This is a genomic window from Leptolyngbya sp. PL-A3 (assembly GCF_039962325.1).
Classification (GTDB): Bacteria; Cyanobacteriota; Cyanobacteriia; order Elainellales; family Elainellaceae; genus Vacuolonema.
This window is the reverse complement of sequence record NZ_JAMPLB010000135.1, coordinates 1-7,211: the sequence shown is the minus strand read 5'-3', so window position 1 is coordinate 7,211 and position 7,211 is coordinate 1. Positions and strand designations below refer to the sequence as shown.

Genomic DNA, 7,211 nt, shown 5'->3' with positions numbered 1-7,211 from the left:
TGGCTCAAACGTGGGTGTTAAACGTTCAGCTTTTAGAATAGAAGCCTGAAAGCCAGTGATAACAGGGATGATAGAAAATATTAAGAAGCTCTCAAATGACCTTTAGAGGGCTGGAATTAGCGACCTTTATCCTGGAGCAGTCGGGCGCGTCTGTTATTGCCGTCTCTTCTGCCCTGGAAGCATTGCAAATATTTGCTCAAACGAAACCAGATATTCTCCTTTTAGATATTGGGATGCCAGAAATGGATGGTTATACGCTTTTACGACAGATGAGAGTGTTACCACCTGAGCAAGGCGGTCAAATTCCGGCGATCGCTCTTACCGCCTATGCAGGGGAGATCGATTGTCAACAGGCCATGGCTGCAGGGTACAACCAGCATCTCGCTAAACCCGTTGATCCAGAGGTGTTAATCAAAGCGATCGCTGATCTGATATGAGACCAAGAAATAAAATTACCTCCTTCATGTGGGGACTTTGTCCCGAAGAATGCAAAGTCCTCACATGAAGGATAAATTCTTGTGTAGAAATTTCCTGAGATCACATCAGCTTCAATGCGCATAATAGAAGAAATGGCGTTTCCGCATTGCTATATGCTCAGATCTTGCATCAAAACACAGAAGAGCCATTTTTCTGTCGTGAAGCGATAGGAAAATGGCTCTAGAAATAACCCTTCCGGCGAGCTTTAGAGCACGCCCTAGATCATAGAATGCTGTATGCTCCCCTGTACCTAATCCCGTAAAGCGTATGAGCTGAAAGGCTCAGAAACGCGCGGAGCATGAGCTTGGGGACGTTAGAACGATAGGGGCACAGGGAACCCTAAACCTATTTAGAGCACCGCTAGAAAGCTTTATGAAACAGCAGAGTTTAGGAAAATGGTTATCTAGCCTGAGAGTCGGGCAAAAGATTGGCTTGGGATATGCGTTTGCTCTAGGAATTGCTGTCTCTGGCACAATTGCAGGCTTTGGCATTGGCAATCATTATCACAAGCAAGCTGCCGCACGAGAAGACCACACACGTAGTGAAGTAGAGCTCCTCCATCGGCTACAAGCTGGTATTCTCCAAATGCGGACTCACCAACAACAGCTCATTCCTTTATTACAACACCCGGAGGATTTTCAGAATGAATATACTCATATGCTGACTCATAAAGCTGAAATTGAGCAAACGTTAGGTGAACTTCGGGTATTTTTAGGGCGCGAAACTGCTTGGGTAAATGATATACATCAGACGGAAATACCAAAATTTCTTCAAACTTATAACAACGTTCCAGATCAATATTTTCAGAAAATAGATAATTTAGTCCAAGTAAGCCACTCCTATAATTTGGCATCATCTAAGGATGCGGAGCAGTTTGAAGATTCATTACTAGATTTTACAAATAGTGATTTAGCGCTCAAGTTTGATGGAATGTCTGATGATCTAGTAGGGCTTATTAGCAATTCTTACAACGAATCACGTAAAGCAGAAGAAGAATTTCAACACACAAGTATTATTGCCCAAGAAATTGTGGCTGGAAGTATTGCTTTATCTGTAGCAATGGCAGTTCTGCTAGCCATATTGACGAGCCGGGCGATCGCTCGACCCATTCAAACCTTGACAAGTGTTGCTCAACGATCAACTGAAGAAGCCAATTTTGATATACAAGCAACAATCGAACGAGATGATGAAATTGGAACACTTGCGAATGCTTTCAACCAACTGATTCATGCCGTTAAACAGCTTCTACAGCAGCAAAAAATAGCGAACGAACAACTAGAAACCTATAGTCAAACACTTGAGTCTAAAGTTGAAGAAAGAACCCAAGAGCTTAATGATAAAAATATTCAGTTGCAACAACTTTTAGAAGAACTAAAACGCACCCAAGTTCAAATGGTGCAGAATGAGAAGATGTCTGCTTTGGGACAAATGGTAGCAGGAGTAGCCCACGAAATTAACAATCCTGTTAACTTCATCTACGGCAATCTGGAGCATGTACAAGAGTACGCCTACAATTTATTAGACTACGTGCAGCTCTACCAGAAACATTATTCTGATCCAGTACCTGAAATTCAAGCAGAAGCAGAAAATTTGGATATCGAGTTTGTTCAAGCCGATCTGCCCAAAATTCTAAGTTCTATGAAGATTGGCACGGATCGTATTCGCCAGATTGTGTTGTCACTTCGTAATTTCTCACGCATGGATGAAGCTGACTTTAAAGCTGTGGATATTCATGAAGGGATTGACAGTACATTGCTGATTTTGCAGCATCGTTTGAAAGATAAACCAGAGCGCCCAGCCATTCAAGTTGTTTGTGACTATGGTAATCTTCCGCTCGTGGAGTGTTACCCGGGTCAGATCAATCAGGTATTTATGAACATCTTGGCAAATGCCATTGATGCGCTAGAGGAAGCTAACAGCAAGCGAACCTATCTAGAAATTCAAGAAAACCCCAACCAGATCGTCATTCAAACTTCTATGATTGATTCAAAATGGATAGGCATTACCATTTCTGACAACGGAACGGGAATGTCTGAATCTGTTCAAAAGCGGATCTTTGATCCGTTTTTCACCACAAAATCTGTGGGTAAGGGAACAGGTATGGGAATGCCGATTAGCTATCAAATTATTACCGAGAAACATGGTGGTAAATTAAAGTGTTTCTCGGTATCAGGTGAAGGAACGAAGTTTATTATGCAGCTTCCGATTCAGCAAGCCCATGATGTATCGAGCAAGTCACACATATCTGTTGCCTAAAGCTAAAGATACATAAGAGATGTTCGACTTCAGGATTGAGTTAATCTAAAATTTCTACCTCATCTCCTACTGAAAGAGAGCCTAGATTAGCATGCAGTAGATTTTGCCCAAACATCACTTGACCTTGTTGAAGTCGGTAGGTTGCTAAAGTCTGCAATGGCTCTTGTCCTCTTACACCTGTTGTTTGTTCAACTGTAGTGACAATACAACGAGAACAAGGTTTTACTACGTGAAGTAGCACAGATCCAATACGAATTTTGCGCCACTGATCTTCTGCAAATGGATCACAGCCCTTAACGACTAGATTAGGACGGAATCGGTTCATCGCCACAGGTGTCGTCAATCGGCTGTTGAGATCTTGCAATGAAGCTTCTGAGATCAGCAAAAATGGAAAGGCATCGGCAAAACTTACTTGGTCTCGGCTATGGTCTATTGCATAATTCGGATCAACCAGACGTACTGAGTCATCGGGCAGGTAAACTAACTGGCAGGAAATGTCCAGAAATTGACTGAACCACGCCTTTGCAGGCTCTCCCGCAACAATAGCTCGACAGCGATCGCCCCAGACCTCAACTTCTAGCTCAATCCCGCTTACAGAGTAAGGAACAACTAATGGTTCCATACCGGGGGCTGTAATAAACAGGTGATCAGGTTCTAAGGCTATTGCAATAAGTGCCATCTTGGGTATTTGGCGCTGAGTGATGAAACGATTATGCTCATTCACCAACATCCAGCGGCGATCGGCTCGTAGTCCCTTCCATTCCACCTCTGCTGTTTGCAAGGAGATTCCTGCTGCTGATTTGATCGGATAAATATTTAACTCACTCAGTGCAATGCGTGTCACTATTGTCCCCTTTGACTCTGTCTGACAATCGTTATCCTATACTGTTTCCCTCATAAGCTTCACTTAAAAATGCGTCGGAGTTCTGCTTGTGCCTGCCTGTCGGTCTGTTTCGCTAACACATGCTATCCAAACCGATCGCCACCTTTATCAGTACCGGTCTCCTCCATTCGCTCCAACAATCCCTCATTCATTGTGAAGCATAGTTTTATACCATCAAAAAATACGATTTTCTATTACCTGAACGGGTGAGAATAACGGCTATATCCTGTTCTTAGGCTTCGTTAAAGAAATCTGAATAAACTATTATTTAACTTTTATTGCTGTTTTTGGAAAAGATGAGTATGGATATAGTAATTATTGTTTCATGTATATCCGTAAATACACTTATGGCAATTTTCACTGGCAATGATGGCAATGACTTTTTTGAGGGTGCTAATGATTCAGATACCCTCATAGGTAATGGCGGTAACGACACATTGCTCGGGGGTGAAAATTTTGACTTGATCGAAGGTAACGATGGCGATGATCAACTTGATGGAGGAGGAGGTGATGATACTTTATGGGGAGGAAATGGAAGCGATAGCATCCAGGGTGGCAGTGGCAACGATGTCATCTTTGGTGGAGTTGACGAGAACGACCAGATCTCCCATGTGGGCAATGACACTCTGTTAGGTGGTGATGGTCAGGACCTTATTTTTGGTAATAACGGTAATGACGCGATCTCTGGTGGTGTAGGCAATGATGGCCTATTTGGCGGGGCTGGTAATGACACCATTGAGGGGGGTGATGGAGATGATTATCTGAGTGGTGGTGCGGGGGCAGATCGCCTCGTTGGAGGTAATGGAAATGATCGATATCACTGGGATAACTTATCGGATGAGATTATTGAAACAGGTGCCAATACCGATATTGACACTATCGAATTTGATATTGCCAATATCAATTCTTATACCCTGACCAGCGAGTTTGAAAACCTTCAACTGAGGCTTGGTCTTAATGGCACAGGGAACGCCTGGAATAACGTTATTTTTGGAAACGATGGGGCGAACAGGCTTCAAGGATTAAACGGCAATGACCAACTTTATGGAAGCACAGGTAATAACAACGGTATTGATGGGAATGACACATTGCAGGGGGGCAATAATAACGATGTCTTGCGTGGAGATGGAGGTCGTGATGTATTGACTGGTGGAAGCGGACGCGATCGCTTTGTCTTCAGCCGCTTGAATCAGGATGGCACCGATCGCATAACAGATTTTAATCAGCAACAGGATACGATTGCTCTCTATGCTCCTGGCTCTTTCTCGCCGGGCTTGGGGTCGGGTTACTCAAACACAGGGTTAACGGTCAATACAATTCTGCGAGGAGACCAGTTCCGGGTTGGCGACCGTGCTTTGGATGCAGGCGATCGCGTCATCTACCAATCTTCCACAGGTCGCCTGTTCTTTGATCCGGATGGAATTGGTGGTGTAGCTCAAGTTAACATCGCAACGTTGACTCCAAACTTGGCCCTGACTCATTACACCATTTTCGTATTCGATCGCTATGACATTTTCAATTCCATTCCCTTGCCTCCTCCCAACAGCGTCATTGACGGTACGAATGGTAGTGAAACCTTGCGTGGTAATGCTATCGGAAATACAATCCGGGGTTTTGGTGGCAACGATATATTGCTAGGTAACGGTGGGAATGACCGTTTAGAGGGTGGTACGGGGCGTGACCGTTTGGAGGGTGGCATTGGTAATGATAGCTTGCTGGGTGAAGCGGGCAATGACCGCCTACTTGGCGGAGCAGGCACTGATGAGCTATACGGTGGAGATGGTAGTGATGTTCTGAATGGTGCAGGCGGGAATGATACGCTCCAGGGAGGTTTAGGGGCAGATCAACTGCTTGGAGGTGCAGGAGCCGATCGCTTTGTTTTAGCTCGTGGTCAGGGACGAGATACCATTGTTGACTTTCAAAATGGAAGCGATCGCGTTGTATTAACAGGTGGCCTACGTTTCCGGGATTTGTTAATTACTCAAGTAGGAAGCAACACACTAATTCAAGTTGGGAGTAACCCTCTAGCCTTACTAACGGGTGTTTCAGCGGCTCAAATTAATGCAGCTGACTTTGTGGTCGGCTGATATAGCCTTGCACCGTCTGGGTAGGACAGTTTATTTTTGAAAGGCCTCGCGGAGCATGGCTTTTCGGAAATGAACTGTCCGGTTTGAAGGGCATAACGGTATGTCATCCAAATAAAAAACCGCAGGCCCAACTACGGTGTAAGGAGACAGGAATAATTGGCACTATTGCTATATACAGTCTCGCAACCATTTTATTATTAGACATCCTCCTAAAAGTAGAGTTCGGTTATGTGGTGAAAAGGTTTAAGGCTCAGCGATCGCCACTTGATGTTCTACCCTTGTCTTCCCAGTTACCACAGAGAGTGCGCTCTAACCGGTTACAGAGATAGAAGCTCATCGCTGAAGTTATTGAGGCAGCGGGAGAGAATTTTGTTTTTATAAAATTGAAGACTTACAAATTCGGAACAATACGCTCAAAGATATTTTATTGAACTGGAAGCATAGAGCCTTTTATGGAGACGTAACACTCGCTTGAGTATTGAAGCTTTAACAAGCTGATGAAAATACATTTTCTATCGTCTCTCTCGTCTTCAGTCTGTATTTACAATGACTTCCTTAAAAAAGTTTGGCTATTTTTCATCCCGTTCTTCTACGGTCTTAGTGAAGAAATAAAGTTTTGGAGAAGGGGGGCGGGCGAAGTCTGCGCCCCTTCTCCAAAACTTTATTTGACAGCAAGTTCCTAAAGATCTACCCAGAAGGCTGAGTAACACGCAATTCTCCTCCAAACAGGCTTCTGGAGGTTTGATTTTAGATGAAGAGATCATGAATCTACCCATAATACTCCTTTGGGTATAGAAGCTTCTGTCCACACCTCCCTAATAATAAATTTTGTAATCAAGCCTCAGCTTCTTACTAGTGCTTCAGTCATCTTTAGCTTCTCTTCCAAAATTTATTCAAGAGGATATAGTTCAAACATTTTCCTTTTTTGCTGAGGGTTATATTTTGACCGGGATGCTTCTTGGTGGAAGACTTTACGTTCTACATCAATGCTTTTGTAAAGACGAGCGGAGTAAGGGGCTAAATCTTGCATCTTCTCTGATGAACCAGGGTGTAGATACAATAATTACTGCTTCTTCACAAGGTAAATTCTATAAAGTTTGGCTTGATTTGCGCCACATTTCTACTTCCAGATTGGCTACTATAGCTGGCAAGAAATTACTATGACTTCACCTTCTGAACAGCCTTATGTCAGGCTAAATTCTCCGAAATTGTCTGATGACGAGTTAATGATAATTTGTCAGTTTGCTGAAGTTATCTCTTGCAAATGCCCTGCCTATTTAGTAGGGCTTTTACAGCAGGTTAAACAATTTCGTAGCTACACATCAGAATGCATTAGCAAATTTCCTGAAGATACGTCAGTGCATGAATGGTTGAGTGGGCGAGCATTCAATATAGGAGTTATCGTCAAATCTGGTGTACGAAGAAAGATTAAGCGGCGTTCTTGCTGATGTCGGTTTTTGGGTCTACTCGGATCCCATCCTTGAATTTCACTCCTTCAATCACCTCCC

General features: G+C 43.5%; 4 protein-coding genes. 3 read left to right on the top strand and 1 reads right to left on the bottom strand.

The genetic code is table 11. The features are described 5' to 3' along the window. Positions 1 to 95 precede the first annotated feature (95 nt). Positions 96 to 437: a response regulator gene (locus NDI52_RS34490; RefSeq protein ID WP_190770871.1), complete on the top strand. Its 342-nt coding sequence runs from the start codon at positions 96 to 98 to the stop codon at positions 435 to 437. Between the two features lie 412 nt (positions 438 to 849). Next, entirely contained in the window at positions 850 to 2,733 is a 1,884-nt protein-coding gene (locus tag NDI52_RS34485; protein ID WP_190770872.1) for an ATP-binding protein, read from the top strand. Positions 2,734 to 2,773: 40 nt separating this feature from the next. On the opposite strand, the gene NDI52_RS34480 is transcribed toward NDI52_RS34485, so the two are convergent. Next, the gene (locus NDI52_RS34480) at positions 2,774 to 3,577 is read right to left on the bottom strand and encodes an MOSC domain-containing protein (RefSeq protein WP_190770873.1); all 804 of its coding nucleotides are present in this window, start codon (positions 3,575 to 3,577) and stop codon (positions 2,774 to 2,776) included. Positions 3,578 to 3,963: 386 nt separating this feature from the next. Here NDI52_RS34480 and NDI52_RS34475 point away from each other — a divergent pair, with 386 nt between their 5' ends. Then, positions 3,964 to 5,703 (top strand): calcium-binding protein, encoded by a 1,740-nt coding sequence (locus NDI52_RS34475; protein WP_190770874.1) that lies wholly within the window; start codon positions 3,964 to 3,966, stop codon positions 5,701 to 5,703. Positions 5,704 to 7,211: the final 1,508 nt, after the last annotated feature.